Origin of the sequence: Streptomyces avidinii, assembly GCF_045161815.1 — a bacterium.
GTDB classification, from domain to species: domain Bacteria; phylum Actinomycetota; class Actinomycetes; order Streptomycetales; family Streptomycetaceae; genus Streptomyces; species Streptomyces avidinii.
The window spans coordinates 3071427-3089917 of sequence record NZ_CP108863.1 but is presented as its reverse complement, the minus strand read 5'-3'; the positions used below and the strand labels follow the sequence as shown (position 1 = coordinate 3089917).

The following is an 18491-nucleotide window of genomic DNA, read 5'->3' as shown; positions in this document are numbered from 1 at the left end:
CACAGCCTCATGAGGCGCAGCCTCATCACGACCGACAGCAACCACCTTCAAGGGGACCCCATGGGCAAGACCGCACTGATCACCGGAGTCACCGGACAGGACGGCTCGTACCTCGCCGAGCTCCTGCTCTCCAAGGGCTACACGGTGCACGGGCTCGTGCGGCGGTCCTCCAGCTTCAACACGGAGCGGGTCGACCACATCTACCAGGACCCGCAGACGGCCAACCGGTCCTTCGTCCTGCACCACGCCGACCTCTCCGACGGCGTCGCGCTCGTGAACCTGCTCCGCGACATACGCCCCGACGAGGTCTACAACCTCGGTGCGCAGTCCCACGTCCGCGTCTCCTTCGACGCCCCGCTCTACACGGGCGACGTGACCGGCCTCGGCGCGCTGCGGCTGCTGGAGGCCATCCGGGCCAGCGGTGTCGACACCCGCATCTACCAGGCCTCGTCCTCCGAGATGTTCGGCGCCACCCCGCCCCCGCAGAACGAGGCCACGCCGTTCCACCCGCGCAGCCCGTACGGCGCCGCGAAGGTGTTCGCGTACTGGACGACGGTCAACTACCGCGAGGCGTACGACATGTTCGCCGTCAACGGGATCCTCTTCAACCACGAATCCCCGCGCCGCGGCGAGACCTTCGTGACCCGCAAGATCACCCGCGCGGTGGCCCGTATCAAGGCCGGTCTCCAGGACCACCTGTACCTCGGCAACCTCGACGCGGTGCGCGACTGGGGCTACGCCCCCGAGTACGTGGACGCCATGTGGCGGATGCTCCAGCAGGACGAGCCCACCGACTACGTCGTCGCCACCGGAGTGGCCGCGACCGTCCGCGAGTTCGTCGAGTCCTCCTTCTCGCACGCCGGCCTCGACTGGACCGAACACGTGCGCTACGACGCCAAGTACGAGCGCCCGAGCGAGGTCGACGCCCTCATCGGCGACGCTTCCAAGGCCCATGACCTGCTTGGCTGGAAGCCGACGGTCCTGGTGGCGGAGCTGGCGCAGATCATGGTCGACGCCGACATCCGCCAGGTGGAGGACCAACTGGCGGGCGTGACGGTCCGGATCGATCGCTGAGGCCTTATATTTCCCCTAGGTTTGCCGTGTTCCGGCCATACGGCGCAGCTCTGCGTGGGTATGGCCGGGGTAAACCTGCCGTATGTCCCTTGTGCACCCTCATGTTGAACCTGTTGATTCCAACTTGGTATGCAATGGGTCAAGAGAGGTGACCGGGCCTTCAGATGAGCCCTAGTCTGCGCCAGTACATATGGCTGTTCGGATAGTTCCAGCCATCAAACCGGGCGATTGCCCTGGGGGGCTCATGCGTAGATCCAGAGGGCTGACTGCTGCCCTCGTCCTGTCACTGGCCGGTGCGGGTACCGGTATAGGCCTGGTGTTGATGCCTCAGGCGTCCGCCATCACGCCGCCTGTGGCATTCACCGCCGACGAGCTGCCCACCTGGCAGCCGAACGGCATCGTCTGGGCCATGGCCCAGGCCAACGGAACCGTCTTCGCCGGCGGTACCTTCTCGGCCGTCCGCCCGCCCGAGGGCGCGGCCGGAGCCGAGCAGGACGCCGTGAACTTCGTCGCGCTCGACGCCGCGACCGGTAACCCCACCTCCTGCAAGCTGGCCTTCACCATCGGCGACGGCTCCGCGACGGTGCGTGCGCTGGTCGTCTCGAAGGACAAGAAGACCCTCTACGCGGCCGGCTCCTTCGGTGCGGTCAACGGGACCCCGGTCTCCAGCCTCGCGGCCATCGACATCGCGAGCTGCACCCCCAAGGCATCGTTCCACCCGAGCTTCCCCGCCACCGTGCGTGCGCTCGCCGTCACCGACGACACCCTGTACGCGGGCGGCGACTTCAACACCGTCGACGGCCAGACCCGCGAGCGGTTCGCCGCCGTGGACGCCTCCTCCGGTGCGCTCAAGCCCTTCGTCGCCAACGTCGACGAGCCGGGCCGCGCGGTCGAGGTCACCCCCGACGGCAAGAACGTCCTCCTCGGTGGCGACTTCTTCACCGTCAACAACTCCAACAGCCACGCCCTGGCCGTGGTCAACGCCACGACGGGTGCGGTCACCAAGACGTACAGCAACATCCCGTCGAACTCGGTCGTCAAGGACATCTCCACCGACGACACCGGCTTCTACACGGGCCACGAGGGCTCCGGCGGCGGTGTCTTCGACGGCCGCATCGGCCTGCGCCTGAGTGACTTCACCGAGAAGTGGCGCGACCGCTGCCTCGGCGCCACCCAGTACGTCCTGCCGTACGAGGGAGTGCTCTACAGCTCCTCGCACGCGCACGACTGCTCCACCGAGCTGGAGTTCCCCGACGGCAAGCGGAACTTCCTGCTGGCCCAGCCGACCAACCACGAAGGCGCCGCCCCCGCGCCCGTGGACGGATTCGTGCGCGGCCCCGGCAAGCTCGGCTGGCACCCCACGGCCAACGACGGCCTCGGCGAGGGCATCGGCCCGCGCGTCATGTCCGTGGCCGAGAAGAACGACGTCAAGTACATGTGGGTCGGTGGTGAGTTCACCCTCATCAACGGCAAGGCCCAGCAGGGTCTGACCCGCTTCGCCTCCACCGGCGACGTCGGCGCCCCGACCACCCCGGTGGCCAGCGCCTCCAGCGTCAAGCCCGGCGAGGCCCAGGTCCGCTGGCGCACCAGCTACGACGCGGACGACAGCAAGCTGACGTACCGCATCTACCGCAACGGCTCGGCCACCCCGGCCGCCACGGTCACCGCCAGCTCGCTGGAGTGGGAGCGCCCGCAGGCCTCCTGGAACGACACCACGGTCAAGGCGGGCCAGAGCTACACCTACCGCGTGACCGCGACCGACGCCGCCGGCAACACCAGCGCCCTGTCGGCCACCACCTCGGTGACGGTCCCGACCTCGGTCCAGTCCTACCCGAACCAGGTCCGCACCGACGGCGCCGACCTGTACTGGCGCTACGACGACGCGGTCAGCCCGTACGTCGCCGACTCCTCGGTGTCGGGCAACCGCAGCGGCATCCAGGTCAACGCCCCCGCCCTGAAGCAGTCGCCCGGCGCCGTCTCCGGCAGCACGGCGATGGGCTTCAACGGGACCAGCCAGCAGGTGCACAGCGACCGCCGTCAGTCGGTCGGCAACACCTTCACCATCGAGACCTGGTTCAAGACCAACACCACGCGCGGCGGCAAGCTGGTCGGCTTCGGCAACAACACCACGCGCAACAGCGGCTCGCACGACCGCCACATCTACCTGACCAACACCGGTCGCCTGGTGTTCGGCGTCTACAACGGCTCGGCCCGGACGGTCTCCACCGGCCTGTTCGAGACGTACAACGACAACAAGTGGCACCACGTGGTCGGCACCCAGGGCCCCGGCGGCATCACGCTGTACGTCGACGGCCAGAACAAGGGCACGCTGAACGCCACCAGCAACACCACCTACGCGGGCTACTGGCACGTCGGCGGCGACAACCTCTCCGGTTGGCCGACCCGCCCGACGAGCAACTTCTTCGCCGGCCAGATCGACGAGACGGCCGTCTACCCGTCGGCGCTCACCCAGGCCCAGGTCAAGAACCACTTCGACCTGGCCAAGGCCCCCACCGACACGGTCTCCGCGGTCAAGACGACCGAGGACACTTACATCAACCAGGGCGCCCCGAGCACCGCCTACGGCACGTCCACCTCGCTCGCGGTGCGCGGCAGCGGCTCGCTGTACGAGTCGTACCTGCGCTTCAACCTGCCGGCCGCCCCGGCCGGCCAGGTCCTGAAGTCCGCCTCGCTGCAGATCAAGACCACCACCCAGACGGGCGCCGGCACCGCCGACACCGTGAAGGTGGTCCCGGTCAGCGGCACCTGGACCGGCGCGGGCACGACCTTCAACACCAAGCCCACCCTCGGCACCACCCCGCTCGGCAGCATCACGGGCGTGCCGGACGGCTCCGCGGTCCACAACGTGGAGCTGGACACCACCGCGCTCTCCGCGGTGCTGGGCAGCAGCTACAGCCTGGGCCTGACGAGCACGGGCACCGACCCGCTGTGGATCTGGTCCGCCGAGGCCACGGCGGCGGAGGGTACTCCGCAGCTGGTCCTCACCTTCGGCGCGAAGTAAGCGACGAAGACCCGAACAACCGCCTTACGGCGTGCGGGGCCCGGCTCTACGTGGCCGGGCCCCGCTTGTACACCCCCTTGAGTACGGGAGCCATCCGATGTACCGACGCTCCGCAGCGGCTGCTGTCCTGCTGACCGCCGCCCTGACGCTCACCGCCTGCAGTTCGGGCGGGGACAAGGCCGACTCCGGCGCCAAGCCGAAGCCCCCGGCCTCGTCGGCGGCCCCCGACCCCGCGGACACCCCGCAGCCGTCGGGCTCCGCGGCCGACGCGAAGCCGACGGGCCCCGTCCTTCCCGACGCGAAGATCACCCCGAAGACGGGCAGCTTCACGGCGGAGGAGAAGAAGTACCTGAGCGGTCGGGTCCCCGAGAAGATGGACCCGGCGGCCGTTCTGCAGACCGGCCAGGACGCCTGCCAGCGGGTGGCGCGCACCGCGAAGCGCGACAAGGACGCGGCGACCGGCGCCGTCATCACCGGCGAGATCGCGGGCGCCAAGGACGCGATCAACCTCCTGTGCCCGGAGCAGAAGCCGATCCTCGCCGCGGCGGAGAAGGGCTTCGCGGAAGGCCCCCGGACCTCGCCCGCGGCGGGCAACTACCGGGCGCTGACCCAGGCGACGAACTGCACCTGGGAGGCCAAGGGCAAGGACGGCTCCGTCCTCGCCTCGGGCCCCGAGACCCCGCCCAAGGCGGGCGACAAGATCACGGCGACGATCCCGGCGGGCACCGCGGAGTTCAACTCCTCGGGCTGCTACGCCTGGATCCCCGCGTAACCGAACGCCGACGCCCCCGAGGACCGGACTCCCGGCCCCCGGGGGCGTTTTCGTACCCGCAACCGGGGTACCCGCGCGGTCACAGCCATGACAGCGGAAGGCGGACCCATGGGCATCGGCGGATGCATCGTCCTGATCGTGGTGGGTGCCATCCTCACCTTCGCCAGCGACTGGGAGCTGGAGAGCGTCGACCTCGACCTGGTCGGCCTGATCATGATGGCGGTCGGCGGCATCGGTCTCGCCGTGTACACCAGCATCTACAAGCGCCGCCGCACCGCGGGCGGCGCCATCCCGGTGGTGGAGGAACACCGCCGCGATGTCATCTGACCCATCCGACGCCGCTGTGCGCAGGCGTCCGATTGCATGGCCGGCACGCTCGTCCGCCGGGGCCCCTCACAGGGGCCCCGGCGGACGAGCGTGCCGTTCACCGCATCAGCGAGCGGAGTACCCGAAGGCCACACCGTTGGCCGGCAGGCCACCCGAGCCGGGCTTGTAGGTGGTCACGGGAGCGACCGCCCCGCCCTGGGTGACGTTGGACATCGGCAGCGCGTACAGCGCACCGGCCGCGTTCGGCCCGAAGGGCATCCCCACGTACAGCTTGGTCGCGGTGAGGTGGATGTTCTTGCCGAGCTGCTGGTTGGCCCCGGGTGTCCCGGGGATCCCGTCGCCGTCGCCCGCCTCGATCCAGCGGTCGTTGGGTCCGGCCGAGCCGGCCATGGAGAACGTGTGGATCGCGCCCGCCCTGGTCGCGGTCCCGAGCGCCTCGCCGGGCGTGCCGACCGCGAGCCGCATGGAGGCCACGGTGCTCACCGAGCCCGGGGCGGTGTTGACGGCGGTCAGCGTCTCGCCCATGCGGTCACCGGTCTCGGAGGTGCCGGAGACGTCGTCGTCCGCGGTGCCCTGCTTCAGCTCGCGCAGGTAGCTCCAGCTCCCGTCGGCCTTGATCCGGATCAGCACCACACGGCCCGCGTTGAGCCGGTTCTCGGTGCCCACGACCACACCCTCACCGGGCGAACCGATCGCGAGGATCGATTCGGTCGGGGCCGGGGAGCCCGTGGGCCGGAACGGTGCGATGGCCACCGCGTAGCCGAACTGGTCGCCCGCCTCGGCGTCACCGGAGATGGCGGCGCTGTCCTGGTCGAGACCGGCCAGCGGGGCCGGGCGGCCGTCGGCGTCGAACGCGTTGGCGTCGAAGATGACGACACCGCCCGCCTTCGCCTTGGTGCCGAGCGCCTCGTTGGGGGAGGCGATGGCGATGTAGTTGGCGTCCGCGGTCAGGGCGAGGCCGAAGTTGTCGTCCTTCTCCGGGTCGCCGGGGACGCCGGGCTTCTCCTGGCTGATCGTCAGGCTCGTGTTGCCGTACACGTAGAAGGCGGTGCCCGCGCCGGTGAGCGTGCCGATGGCCTCGCCGGGCGAGCCGATCAGCAGGTACGGCCGGCCGGCGTCGTTGACGGCCGCCGCGAGGGACTGCCCCATCCGGTCATTGGCCTCGGCTGCCGACGCGGCGATCGCCCCGGTGCCCGCGCCCTGCTCGAAGGTCGTGGCTTTGAGGGTGCCCGCGCCCAGGCCGCCCGCGGAGCCGTACAGGATGTCGACCTTGCCCGCGTTCGAGGCCGTGCCGATGGCCTCGCTCGGAGTGCCGACCACCAGGTCGGTGAAGCCGTCCTTGTTCCAGTCGATGGTGGCGAGGCTCTCGCCGAAGTAGTCGTCCTTCTCGGAGCCGCCCGGCACCCAGTCCAGGTCCTGGCTGAGCTCCGCGGTGCCCTTGCCGGCGCCGTACACGACACGGATCAGGCCGGCGTTGGCGTTCGTGCCGACGGTGGCCTGGGTGTCGGAGATCGCGATGTCCTCGGCGCCGTCACCGTTGAAGTCGGTCATGCCGACCGGCTTGGGGGTGTTGCCGCCGCCGCCGAGCGCCGCGCCGAGGTCGATCCGGGAGGTGGTGGCTCCCGTGTAGATGACGGGCCGGCCGCTGCTCTTCAGCAGGGCCGTGAGGTCCGCGACGCTCTTGGTGGGATAGGCCTGCTTGAGCACGGCGAAGGCGCCGGCCACGTGCGGGGTCGCCATCGACGTGCCGCTCTTGGAGGCGTAGTTGCCGCCGGGCACCGAGGAGACGATGCTCGTGCCCGGGGCGAAGAGGTCGAGCAGCGGGCCCCGGTTGGTGAAGGTGGACAGCTCGTCGTCGTCGGTGGTGGAGCCGACCGTGACGGCGGAGGAGATGCAGCCGGGGACGCTCACCGCGTCGGCGTACCCGTTGTTGCCGGCCGCGATCACGGTGGCGACACCGGCCGCGAGCAGGTTGTCGACGGCCGCCTTGCGCGGGTCGGCGTCACAGGCGGCCGTGTAGTGGCCGCCACCCAGACTCAGGTTCGCCGCGATGACCGGTGTCCCCGCCTGCTTGATCTTCAACACCTTTTCCAGGGCGGCGAGTTGGGCGCTGGGGAAGCTGGCGACACAGGGCACTTCGCCGGCGCAGGAATCGGCCGTGTTGAACTGCGAGAAGACCTGGATCGCGATGATGTCGGCGTCGGGGGCGACACCCGTCTTCGGGGCCCCGGTGGCACCCGTGCCCTTGCCCGCGGCGATGCCGGCCACATGGGTCCCGTGGTCGCAGGCGGTCAGGGTCGCGCACGGCCCGGAGTCGCTGTCGGCGGAGCCGGGACCCTCCTGCTCGGCGGCGCCGCCCGGGCACAGGCTGGTGGCGCCCAGATCCGGATCGATCGGCGAGAAGCAGGCCTCGGTCTTGATACGGCCCTTCAGGAACGGGTGCTGGGTGGCGACACCGGTGTCCAGAACGGCGATCGCGGTGCCCGCTCCGGTCTTCCCCGCCTTGGCCGCGGCGTCACCGCCGATGAGCGGGATGCTCTCGTCCAGGGACGCCGGCTCCGGCTTGTCCTCGGTGACGGAGACCACGCCCGGCTGGGCGGCGAGCCGGTCCAGGCCCGCCTTGTCCACCTTGAGCGTGACCACCGGCAGCGACTCGAAGTCCTGCTTCGTCTCGCCCGCGGCGGCGGCCTCGGGGATGTCCGTGCGGCTCTTGGTGAGCACGTTGACGCGGATGGTGCCGGCGTCGGCGGCCCGCGCGTACAACGGCGGGTCGACGATCCCGCCCGGGACCGCGGACTTGACGGCGTCGGGGACGCCCGTCGGCGCGGCGGCCCGGGCCGGTATCGCGCCGAGGGTCGTGGTCATCGCGACGGCGACGACCGTGACCCAGATCTTCTTCTTCATGGTGCCTCGGGAAGCAGGGGGCCTGGCATGGCCCGTGGACGGGCGGACATGGCCGGACCCGTGGAGATGGGGGAAGAGATGGGGTGTGACGGGGCCGGGCGGCGCTGCTGCGGCGCCACCCGGCCCGATCCCCTCCCAAGGGCGTGGACCTCAGGAGGCCGTGCGAGGGAACATCAGGAGTCCGCGCCCGTCATCAGGTGGCGTTCGCGCCGTTCTTGGCCCGCCCGAAGATCGTCACCGCGCCGTAGTACGTGTTGGCGAGGGAGCGGCAGGTGCTCTTGAAGAAGTAGCCGGGGCAGGTCTTGCTGTAGAGCGTGCTGTAGAACACGGCGTCCACGGCCAGGCCCTTGTTGCGCGACAGGTAGTACCTGTAGCCCTTGTACGAGTTGCCGATCAGGCCGTAGCCGTAGTCGTGCATGTCGCAGGCGGGGATGAAGTTGTAGCCGAGCGGCTTGTCGGGCGCGGTGGTGCAGTGGTCGTGGTTGATGCCCCGGACCCAGTAGCCGGTCTTGGTCTGCTCCCACTTGGGCGAGTACCACCCGTAGTGCGCCACCTTGGAGGTGCAGCCGGTCTTCCAGTAGTACATCCAGTGCCGCGCCCAGCTGCACTTCGACGGGTAGGACGTCGGGTCGGTGATCTCGCCGCCGGGGAAGTCCGAGGCGGGCGGCGGGGTGGTGAGGCCGGAGCCGTCGGCCGGGGCGTCGCCCTCGACGGGCAGGCCCGGGGTCGGAAGGGCCTCGCCGTCGAGGGTGGCGGTCGGGGCTGCGGAGTCGGCCGCGAAGCTCAGGTCCCAGCTGCCGTTGGTGGGCGAGCTGATGTCGGCGAGGCGCTTGGTCGCGTCGTAGGCGTAGGTGGCCTGCGGCTCGGCGGCCTCGCTCGGGTTGGTCACGGTGCGCAGCAGACCGGAGGAGTCGTAGGCGTACCGGGCGAGGGTCTGCGTGGTGGCGCCCTCGGTGACGGTGATCTGCTTGACGCGGCCCGTGTAGTCACCGAACGAGGTGCCGGCGGCGGTGGTCGAGGCCGCGTAGGTGACCGCGGTGGACGTCGCGAGCCGCTCGCCCGCGGCGGGGTTCGAGATCTTGAAGACCCGGCCCTGGGCGTCGTACTGCACGGTGGTGGCGTAGACGTTGTTGCCGACGCTGGTGACCCGCCACTTGTCGGTGCCGGTCGCGGCCTGCTGCCACTTGTACGTGGGCTTGAGGTCCGCGGCCGGGATCGGCTTGCCGGAGGCGTCGGTGAACGCGTCGTCGCCCGAGGCGACCGCGGTGAGGTCGACACCGAGCACCTCGACGATGGACGTCACCATGGTGCCGGTGGCGTCGTTCCACTTGGAGGTCGCCGTGACCTGGGACCCGTCGGTGGTCGCGTACTTCTTCACGCCACCCCCGTCCGGGTAGTCGAGGCTCGACTTCAGCGCGTACGTGATCTTCTCGTCGACCCCGAGGTCGGTCACGACGATGCTGTCGCCCTTCTGCTCCAGCTTCCGGTTGAGCTGGCCGCCGACGAACTCGGCTTCCCAACTGGGGCCGAAGACGCCCATCTCGGGGCGCGTGTCGGGCGCGGACTCGGGCTTGGCGAGTCCACCGTCGGGCTGCGCGGCGACGGTGTGGCGGCGACCGATGAGGGCCGCGTCCACGTCGTTCTCGGCGACCTGGAAGGTCTTGTCCTCGGTCGAGTACTGACCGGGGCCGATCGTGGACAGCGTGCCCTGGGCCTGCGGCTGGTCAGGTATCTCGGCCGCGGCGGCCGTCGCCTGCTGGGCGGGCGCGACCGCCACGGACTGCTGCGGCAGAAGCAGCGTCAGTGACAGCGCGGCGATGGCAGGAAGCGCAATTTTGCGCACGAGTCCCCCCTCGTGTTCGTTCTTGGCTGGTGATCGCTGCGGACAGTAGACGCCTGTCGATCACGTCCACAAGGCATGTCTGACGCGGACTCAGCAGACCCGCGCTTGCTCCCGTGAAGTCCGCTACCGCCGCCGAATGCCCGCACACGACTGAGTACAAGTACTCATGCGGTGCTCAGGCCGCCGCCCCAAACTGTGCGCATGACGGAAACCCCGACCCCGATCGCCGACCCCTCCGACCGGCGCCGATGTCGATCAACGCACGGCCCGCGAGCCCTGCGCCACATGGTCGGGACACGCCGCTCGACGAGGCCGGAGCGACCCTCGCCAGGGCACGCACAGCCTCCTGAAAGAACATTGGCGATAGCAAATAATAAAGATCCAGGGCTTGGCCTGAGTGACTCTGATCACTTACCAGACACTTACGCCAGAAGGGATCTGATCAACTTTCAACCGCCTTAAACCAGGCTAAAGCGACCCTAACGCCTCCTCTCCGGGAGGCATTGAACGGCGCGCACCTCTGGTTCGCCGCCCCTCGCGCCGATCGCCTCTCTCATTGCATTAGCAATCTCCAGGCCGTTCGGGGTGGTTGATGAAAGTCGTCGGAACCCCATCGGTCGGGGCAGCCGGTTCCTCCCGCCGTGCACGGCGGGTTCGGCCGACAGGCCGCGCCGGCGGACCTCGTGCACGGCTGCGGAGCGGTGGGCGACGAGGGGTACGAGGAGTCGCCGATCGGCGCGACGTTGCGGTGCGGGCGGCAGGGGCGGCGCGGCCGGCCGGGCCGCTGCGCAGGGGGACTCCCGTGCGGATGGAGGCATGGCCCGCACCGTGTCGATGCGGGCCGCGGTCCTCAGCGGCGGATGCCCTCGTAGACCGGGAGGAGGGTGTCCAGGACGGCGTCCATGGAGAAGGACTGTGCGGCCAGTTCGCGGGCGGCGCGGGAGGCCCTCTGGTTCGCCGTCGGGTCCAGCAGGTCCAGGACGGCGGCGCAGACGCCCGCCGGGCCGGGGTCGACGGCGTGGCCGGCGCCGCTGCGGGCGATGTCGCGGGCCAGGCCGTTGGAGTGGGTCACGACCGCGGGGACGCCCACGGAGAGGGCTTCCAGTACCGACATGGGGAACGGCTCGTCCACCGACGGCAGCACGTAGACGTGGGCCCGGCGCAGTTCGGTGAGTACTTCCGCGCTGGACAGGGCCCCCGGGACGGTGAACCGGTCGATGAGGCCCAGAGTCCCGATCCGGGCCCGTACGGCGCCCAGTTCGCCCTCGTCCGGTCCCGCGACCACGAAGTGGGCGTCCGGGTGGGCGGCGAGGACCGCCGGGGCCGCGTCCACGAAGTCCACCGGCCGCTTACGGGCCTGCAGGCGCGCCGAGTACAGGATGCGCGGCGGGCCGCTCAGCGGGGGCCGTTCCTCCTGTCCCGGGGTGCCGTTGACCAGGCGGACCGCCTGCGCCAGCGGAGCGCCGACCACCGCGTCCAGCCCCTCCCGCTCGTGCGGGGTCAGGTGGAGCACCGCGTCCGCGCCGCGCAGCAGGCGGCGTACCGCCACCGCGTCCAGCACTTTGGCCAGCAGCTTCTCGCTCGGGTCCACCATGCCGTGGGTCTGCAGCACCAGCGGCTTGCCCGCCCGCAGCGCCGCCAGGGCCACCGGCAGCGTCACCAGGTCACGCGCCAGGTGGACGTGCACGACATCGGCGTCCCGCACCAGCCGGCCGGCCGAGGCCAGCAGGGCCGGCGAGGTCATCCCGCTGAAGCCCAGGGGCAGCAGCCGGCGTGCCGGGAACAGCTTCGCCGGAACGCCCTCCACGTCGGTCGGCCACTCCTCGAAGCCCTCGCCGAGCGCCAGCAGCCGCGCCTCGTGACCCCGGGCCCGCAGCCCCTTCGCCAGGTTCAGCGCGACCCGGACCGGACCGCCGAAGGCGTGCGAGGGGGAGTGGAGCGTGACGGCGTGCAGGACTCTCACTTGGGCTCCTCGACCGGGCGGCGCTGCCCGTCCATCGTCTGCAGGGTCAGTGCAGGAAGGTTTTTGTGGACCACCGAACCGGCGCCCGCGACCGCGCAGCGCCCCAGGGTGACCCCGGCCAGCACGGTCGCCCGTACGGCCACCCACGCGCCGTCCTCGACCACGATCGGCGCGTTGCGGTAGCGGAAGTCGGCGGCCCGGTGGTCGTGCGAACCGGTGCACAGCATGGCTTCCTGCGAGACGCACACGTTCGCCCCGATGGTGACCGGCTCCAGGTTCAGCAGCCAGGTGCCCTCACCGATCCAGGTGTGGTCCCCGACCTCGAGCTTCCACGGCCACAGCACCCGCACCCGGTGCCGGATCAGTACGCCCTCGCCGATCTTCGCCCCGAAGGCGCGCAGCAGCGCCACCCGCAGCCGTGCCGGACAGAACCAGCTCATGAACAGCGTGTTCATGACGGCGAACCAGAGCGCCTGCGTCAGCAGCCCGCGCCCCTTGTCGTACCCGGCCAGCGTGAAGGAAGGAAGATCCCGCAACTGTCGCCCCCATCTGCTCCCCGGACTCCGTCCGGGGGGACCCCCGCGCCGCGGCCTCCCCGGGCGTGGCCCGCTCAGACTAGACTGCGCGCGGACCAGGCACATCGGGTGGGGGCGGCAGTGACGACGGACATACGCAAGCCCTCCACGGCACCCGCGAAGCAGCCCGTTCCGTCCCCTTTCGAGGACGAGAGCCTGTGGGGCCGGGCCACCCTTCCGCGCACCCTCCTCTCGCGCGCCCTGTCCGTCCCGCTGGCCCTCGGATTCACCGTCTTCCTGCCGCTGTTCGTCGCGCTCCAGTCGGGCGCCGGCGCCCGCGACGCGGCCTTCTGGCTCCAGCTGCTGCTCACCATGTACGCGGGCGCCCGGCTCTCCGCGATGGTCCTCACCAGCCGCCGCAAGCTCCTCCAGGGCTCCTTCTGGCTCTTCGTCTACATGGCCATGGGGGTGGCCCCGCTCGCGCAGGCCGTCCTCGGCCAGGTCCCCACGCCGGTCGTCGGCCCGCGCTCCGACCTGACCGTCGCCGTCGGACTCGTGCTGCTCGGCTGCACGGCCTTCGACGTCGGCGTGCTGCTGGCCCGGCACCGGCCGACCGGCCGGGCGGGCGGCTCCCAGAAGGAGTCGAAGCCCGTCATGGCGCACCGGCGCCGGCTCCAGCTCCTGACGGGCCTGTCGTTCCTGTGCAGCGCCGTCTTCATCATGAAGCTCGGCGGCCCCGCGGTCTTCTTCTCCAGCCGCCAGGAGATCATCGCCGGCATCGAGGAGGCGGGCGTCTCCAACGGCGACGGCCAGGCCGGCCAGGCCCTGCTGCGCGGCTTCGGCACCGTACCGGCCCTGCTCGCGCTGCTCCTGTACACCCGCTGGCTGATCACCTCGAAGTTCGCCCGCCGCAAGGTGTCGGTCATCGTCACGTGGGCGGCTCTCGCCGGCCTCAACCTGATCGTCAACAACCCGATCTCGAACCCGCGGTACTGGTTCCTGACGGTCATGTTCGCGCTGCTGTTCACCGTCTTCCCGGTGAGCGCGGCGATGTACCGGGTCGCACTGTCCATGGCGGTGGTCGTCGCGCTCCTGATCTTCCCGTTCGCGGACCGCTTCCGCTACGACGAGAAGAACTACCGGCCGGTCGAGACCACGTCCTTCCTGGAGCCGATGGCCCTCAAGGACTACGACCAGATCGGTATGTTCGCCAACACCATCACCTTCTCGAACTCCGGCCCCGGCCACTTCTACGGCCGCCAGCTCGCGGGATCGATCTTCTTCGCGGTGCCGCGCGCGGTGTGGCCCGGCAAGCCGCGGGACACGGGCGTGATGGTCGGCCAGTGGATGGGCACGGTCAACACCAACCTCTCCTCGCCGATCTGGGCGGAGCTGTGGCTCGACTTCGGTCCGCTGGGCATGGGCGCGGGGCTGCTGGGCATGGGGTACGCCTCGGCGCGCGTCGACCGGCGCTACGCGAAACGCGCGACGCGGCGGAGTCCGCCGGGCAGCCTGATCTCGGTGGTGGTCCCGCTGGTCGCGGGCTACTCGTTCATCCTGCTGCGCGGGCCGTTGCTCCAGGCGTCCGGGCGGGTGGCGATCGCGGCCCTCTGCCTCGCGCTGGTCGCGACCTACCGCACGGACAAGTCCACCACCCTGCGCTAGGCCGTGACGGCTCGCGCGGTAGCCGGGCTCCGCCCGGGGAACGGTGAAGGGCGGGGCGGGGAGAGAAGCCCGCGCAGTGGTCACGGCGGTCCGGTGGGGCTCATCGTTCCGCGCGAGCGGGTCAGGCGGCAGCCACGGGCTCGGTGTCCCGTGAGCCGGCGGCGGCCGGGAGGCGGGTGACGCGCCACCAGGCGGCCAGGGCCTTGAGGGCCGAGCCGGCCGCCAGGCCCCACGCGGCGCCCGCCACCCCCCACACCGCGTACCCGCCGAGCAACAGCCCCACGGACAGCAGCGAGAAGACCACCTGCAGGGACAGCGTGGCCTTGGGGGCCAGTACCCGCAGGGTCAGCAGGGCGCACGTACCGAGCCCCATCACGGCGTACTGCGCCCCCGTGGCCGGCAGCAGCGCGGAGGCGTCCGCCCAGGTGTCGCCGAGGAGTTCCCGTCCCAGCCGGTCCGGCAACAGGTACAGGGCCGTGGCCCAGCCCGCGCCGACCCCCGCCAGTACGAGTCCCAGCGCGGCCGTGGCCCGGACCGTGGCGCGCTTGCCGCCGAGGCGCCCGAGGAGCGGCGGCCCGAAGGCGTTCGCCGAGTTGAACAGCACGTTCAGCGGCCCGAAGAGCGTGGTCGCACCCCGCAGCGCGCCGACGGCCAGCGGTGTCGCGAACACGCCGAGGCCCAGTACGGCGAGCTGGCTGGAGCCGTTGCCCACGGCGAACTCGACCACGAACCGCTGCCCGAGGTGACCCCGCCGCAGGTAGGGCCGCAGGTCCGCGCGCGCGCCGCGGACGTACGGCCGCAGCAGCCACAGGCCCACCGCCAGCGCGGGCAGCGCGGACAGCCCCCACACCAGCACCAGCCGCCCCGCCGAAGCCCCGTCGGGCTGCACCGCCAGCGCCGCGACCACGCACACCAGCCGCAGCGCGTCGGCGGCCAGCGCCCGCTCCGGGGCGCGCAGCGCGGAGAAGCAGTACCGCAGGCCGTCCTGGAGGAGCACCAACGGCAGTACGAGGCCCAGCGCGAGGAAGGCCGTCCCGGTGGCCCCGGCCAGCGCGAGGCCCACCAGCAGCAGTAGCGCGCCCACGGCGGCCGACGCGGCGGCGGTGAAGCCCACGGCGGAGCGGCACTCGGCGCCGAGCTGTTCGCCCTTCTGCAGCACGAGGCTCTGGCCGACGTAGGCCATGTTCAGTCCGAGGAGCACGCTGAAGGTCACGTACACCATGGAGAAGTCGGCGAACCCGGCCGCCGACGACAGCCGGGCGGCCAGCACCAGCACCAGGATGTTGGTGGCGCTGGAGGCGGCCTGGTCCAGGACCGACGCGACGGCGGCGAGGCCGCGTCGGCTCATCTGCGGCCCATGCGGACGGTGCGCAGCGCGACGGTGTCGGTGCCGTCACCAGGGATGTGCTGTTCGGGCTCGGCCACTTCGTACGGGATCGGCTGCGGCTGCGGCACGGGCTTGCCGGACTTGGCGGCGGTCCCGGGACCCGCGCCGGGTCCGACCGGAGCCGGGCCGCCCTTGTCCTTGCTGCGGCCGCGCTTCTCGCCGGGCAGCGGCGCGTGCAGCACGGCGCCGAGCACGGTGCCGCCGGCGCCGCTGATCAGCTCGCGGATCCGGGACAGGTCGGTGCGGTGCACGGCGCGCGGGTCGCAGACGACCAGGACGCCGTCGACGCGGTCGACGAGCGCGAGGGCGTCGGCGTACGAGAGCACGGGCGGCGCGAGCACGACGACGGTGGCGTTGGGGGAGTCGGCCTCGGAGATCAGCCGGGTGGCGCGGGCCGAGGTCAGCGCGCGCGGGACGTTGCGGGCCCGCTCGCCGGGGATCAGGTCGAAGGATCCCGACTCCCCGGCGTCCACGACGAGCTGGCGTCCGTCGGGCCATTCGGTGTCCGAGTGACGGCCGCCCGCGGACGGGCTGCCCGGGGTCTGGCTCCAGCGCGGCCGGCCGCCGGCGTCCGTCGGCAGCTGGCTGGCCAGGACCGGGGTGCGCAGGTCGGCCTCGATGAGGAGCACGTCCTTGCCGGTCTCCGCGAAGGAGGCGGCGAGGTTCACGGCCACCGCGGCGGCGGTCTCGCTGCTGCCGCGCGGGGCGACGACGAGCAGCCGGCGCCGGTCGGCGAAGCGGGCGTCGTAGGCGAGGCGGAAGGCCACCGAGCGGTACTCCTCGGCGAGCCGGGGGTCGGCCTCGCCGGCGGCGAGCAGCGGTCCGCCGCCCGTCCGGTCCCGGGGCAGGTAGCCCAGGACGGGTGCGCGCAGCGCCCGGGCCACGTCGCCCTCGGAGCGCGGCGCCGGGTCGAAGACGAGGCGGACCCAGGCGGCCAGCAGGCCGAGTGCGAGGCCGACGGCCGCGCCGAGCGCGAGCGACATGATGATGCCGGGGCCGTCGGTGGCGGTGGGCGCGGTCGCCGCGCTGGTGACGCGGCCCGGGGTCATGTCCAGGGCCTCAAGCTTGGTGATCTTGGTGTTGTAGCCGCCGACCTCGCTCTGCAGGTCGGTCTTGGAGGAGCTGGCGGCGTCGCGTCCGGCGCCGGCAGGCATCCGGGCGATCTCCTTCGACAGCTCGTCGAGCTGCTTGGCGATCGGGTCGCGCTGCTCCTTGTACCCCTTGACCATCTTGTCGCGGGTGGCGTCGAGGGCCTCCTGCCGCTTCAGCAGGTACGCCTCGGTCATCGTGTTGGCGCGCTTGGCGGCCTCCTTGGGGGAGTCCGCGGTGTACGTGAAGCGCAGCACCATGGTCTGCGGCGGGTTGGTGACCTGCAGCCCGCTGCGCAGGGCGGCGAAGCCGGACGCGCCCACGCCGAGCTTCTTCGCCGCCTCGTTGGCTATGGAGGAGCTGAGCGCGACCTGGCGCTCCGAGCCGATGTTGATCGCCTTGTCCGGGGCGAGGCTGGGGTTGAACGGGTCGTCGGTGGGCGCGCGCAGGACGACGTCGGCGGTCGCGACATAGGTGTCCGCCGTGGAGATGCCGAGGTAGACGCCGCCCAGCAGGCCTATCCCGATGCCCGCGCCGATGAGCCTGCGGTAGCGCAGGAGCTGCCGGAACTGATCCCTGAGGAGATCGGGTTCGTCGTCGGCCGGTGCCGCTGCAGGGCGGTTCGTCTCGATCACGGCCGGGGTCCCCCAAGTGCTTCGTCTATCAGTGCGTCGATGCGGGCCAGGCCCGCTTCGCGGCTCAGATGGGCCGCCACGTGGCGGGGTCCGGCCGCTCCCAGTGCGTCCGCGCCTTCCGGGTCCTCGGCCAGGGCCCGGACGGCCTTCAGCAGGGCCTCCGGATCCTCCGGGGGTACGAGTACCCCCGCGCCCGAGCGTTCCACTTCCTGGGCGGTCCCGCCTTCCGCCGCCACGGAGGCGACGACCGGCCGGCCCGTCTGGAAGTAGGAAGTGAGCTTGGACGGGACGCTCATGTCCAGCACGGCGGCGTGCTGCGTGACCGCGAGAACGTCCGCCGCGGCGAGGATATCCGGGAACTCGCCGTCAGCGGCAGGGGGGATGATGTCCAGATTCGGTACATCCGCCGCGAGTTCGGACAGAGCCGCCCGCTGGCTGCCGTCGCCCATCAGGACGAAGCGGACACTCGGATCCAGCCGGGCGGCGCCCACGAGGACTTCCAGGCCCTGCTTGAGGCCCATGTTCCCGGAGTGCAGGACGACGGTCTCGCCCGGTGCCCAGCCCAGGTGGTGGCGGGTCTCCCCGCGCGGCTTGGTGGGCACGGACACGTGGGACCAGTTGGGGACGAGGCGGATCTTCTTCGGGTCCACGCCCATGCCGACGACCCGGTCCACGAAGGTCTCGTGGATGACGCCGACGAGGGTGGCCCGCTTGAGGGCGTACGCCTCGGCGCGGCCGGCGATCGCGGCCGCCTTGTCGCCGCCGCTGATCCCGCTCTGCGCGGCGGCGGCGCCCATCAGGTCCTGGACGACCGGGATGTAGGGGACCTTCCACCGGGCCGCGAGCCGGGCGGCGAGCACCCCGCCGGCCAGGCTGGGCATCTGGGCGAGGACCGCGTCGGGCCTGGGCATCCGGGGCGGGGCCACGGCGCCGTGCAGCAGAATCGATCCTTCAAAAAGGGCGCGTTTCACGGCGGTCTGACGCGGCGGCACGGTGTGCGCGCGCCGGTGCACGGTCACGCCCGCCCGCTGTTCCGTGCGCCGGAAGGCACCCTTGTACTCCGGTTCGAGCGACCACGCCGGGTAGTGCGGCATGCCCGCCAGCACGTGGGTCTCGTGACCGAGATCCGCCCAGTGCTCCGCGATCTGGGTGGCGTACGGGCCGATCCCCGCGTGCTCCGGAGCGTAATTGGTGGAAACCAGCAGCATGCGCCGGTGACCGGATCTGGACACTGAGCGTCCCCTTCTCCCCTGGATGATGCGCACGTCACCCTATTCGTTCACCAACGTGGTGCG

12 protein-coding genes are annotated in these 18491 nt (G+C 71.4%); 5 read left to right on the top strand and 7 right to left on the bottom strand.

Annotated features, from left to right (window positions below; translation table 11 throughout):
• Window positions 1–60: 60 nt before the first annotated feature.
• The 4 genes from gmd (at window position 61) to OG373_RS13275 (ending at window position 5195) form a co-directional block, all read left to right on the top strand.
• Window positions 61–1074: a GDP-mannose 4,6-dehydratase gene (gene gmd / locus OG373_RS13290; protein ID WP_030386879.1), complete on the top strand. Its 1014-nt coding sequence runs from the start codon at window positions 61–63 to the stop codon at window positions 1072–1074.
• 244 nt (window positions 1075–1318) lie between these two features.
• Window positions 1319–4096 (top strand): LamG-like jellyroll fold domain-containing protein, encoded by a 2778-nt coding sequence (locus tag OG373_RS13285; RefSeq protein WP_405438378.1) that lies wholly within the window; start codon window positions 1319–1321, stop codon window positions 4094–4096.
• Between the two features lie 97 nt (window positions 4097–4193).
• Window positions 4194–4868: a hypothetical protein gene (locus OG373_RS13280; protein WP_405438376.1), complete on the top strand. Its 675-nt coding sequence runs from the start codon at window positions 4194–4196 to the stop codon at window positions 4866–4868.
• Window positions 4869–4976: 108 nt separating this feature from the next.
• Entirely contained in the window at window positions 4977–5195 is a 219-nt protein-coding gene (locus OG373_RS13275; RefSeq protein ID WP_189972963.1) for a DUF6458 family protein, read from the top strand.
• 105 nt (window positions 5196–5300) lie between these two features.
• Here the strand turns inward: OG373_RS13275 and OG373_RS13270 are convergent, their stop codons facing one another.
• The 4 genes from OG373_RS13270 to OG373_RS13255 all read right to left on the bottom strand — a co-directional run bounded on the left by OG373_RS13270 (window position 5301) and on the right by OG373_RS13255 (window position 12441).
• Window positions 5301–8099 carry a S8 family serine peptidase gene (locus OG373_RS13270; RefSeq protein ID WP_405438374.1) on the bottom strand — a complete coding sequence of 933 codons (2799 nt, stop codon included), beginning with the start codon at window positions 8097–8099 and terminating at the stop codon, window positions 5301–5303.
• A 193-nt stretch (window positions 8100–8292) separates the two neighbouring features.
• Window positions 8293–9942 carry a phospholipase A2 gene (locus OG373_RS13265; RefSeq protein WP_405438372.1) on the bottom strand — a complete coding sequence of 550 codons (1650 nt, stop codon included), beginning with the start codon at window positions 9940–9942 and terminating at the stop codon, window positions 8293–8295.
• Window positions 9943–10792: 850 nt separating this feature from the next.
• Window positions 10793–11905, bottom strand: coding sequence for a glycosyltransferase (locus tag OG373_RS13260; protein WP_405438371.1), 1113 nt, complete (start codon window positions 11903–11905; stop codon window positions 10793–10795).
• Window positions 11902–12441 (bottom strand): WcaF family extracellular polysaccharide biosynthesis acetyltransferase, encoded by a 540-nt coding sequence (locus OG373_RS13255; RefSeq protein ID WP_405438369.1) that lies wholly within the window; start codon window positions 12439–12441, stop codon window positions 11902–11904. The genes OG373_RS13260 and OG373_RS13255 overlap by 4 nt, the downstream gene beginning before the upstream one ends.
• Before the next feature lie 120 nt (window positions 12442–12561).
• Between OG373_RS13255 and OG373_RS13250 the strand changes: the two genes are divergently transcribed.
• Entirely contained in the window at window positions 12562–14085 is a 1524-nt protein-coding gene (locus OG373_RS13250; protein WP_405438367.1) for a hypothetical protein, read from the top strand.
• 121 nt (window positions 14086–14206) lie between these two features.
• Here the strand turns inward: OG373_RS13250 and OG373_RS13245 are convergent, their stop codons facing one another.
• The 3 genes from OG373_RS13245 to OG373_RS13235 are packed head-to-tail and all read right to left on the bottom strand — an operon-like array spanning window position 14207 to window position 18404.
• Window positions 14207–15433 (bottom strand): hypothetical protein, encoded by a 1227-nt coding sequence (locus tag OG373_RS13245; RefSeq protein WP_405438366.1) that lies wholly within the window; start codon window positions 15431–15433, stop codon window positions 14207–14209.
• Window positions 15430–17196, bottom strand: coding sequence for a lipopolysaccharide biosynthesis protein (locus OG373_RS13240; protein WP_397732548.1), 1767 nt, complete (start codon window positions 17194–17196; stop codon window positions 15430–15432). The genes OG373_RS13245 and OG373_RS13240 overlap by 4 nt, the downstream gene beginning before the upstream one ends.
• Window positions 17193–18404, bottom strand: a complete 1212-nt coding sequence (locus OG373_RS13235; protein ID WP_397732625.1) for a glycosyltransferase — start codon at window positions 18402–18404, stop codon at window positions 17193–17195. Before OG373_RS13235 ends, OG373_RS13240 begins: the two co-directional genes overlap by 4 nt.
• Between the last annotated feature and the right edge of the window lie 87 nt (window positions 18405–18491).

Coding starts and splice junctions, on each gene's coding strand:
- OG373_RS13275 (WP_189972963.1), top strand. CDS start 4,977: ATGGGCATCGGCGGATGCATCGTCCTGATCGTGGTGGGTGCCATCCTC.
- OG373_RS13245 (WP_405438366.1), bottom strand. CDS start 15,433: ATGAGCCGACGCGGCCTCGCCGCCGTCGCGTCGGTCCTGGACCAGGCC.
- OG373_RS13270 (WP_405438374.1), bottom strand. CDS start 8,099: ATGAAGAAGAAGATCTGGGTCACGGTCGTCGCCGTCGCGATGACCACG.
- OG373_RS13285 (WP_405438378.1), top strand. CDS start 1,319: ATGCGTAGATCCAGAGGGCTGACTGCTGCCCTCGTCCTGTCACTGGCC.
- OG373_RS13280 (WP_405438376.1), top strand. CDS start 4,194: ATGTACCGACGCTCCGCAGCGGCTGCTGTCCTGCTGACCGCCGCCCTG.
- OG373_RS13235 (WP_397732625.1), bottom strand. CDS start 18,404: ATGCTGCTGGTTTCCACCAATTACGCTCCGGAGCACGCGGGGATCGGC.
- gmd (WP_030386879.1), top strand. CDS start 61: ATGGGCAAGACCGCACTGATCACCGGAGTCACCGGACAGGACGGCTCG.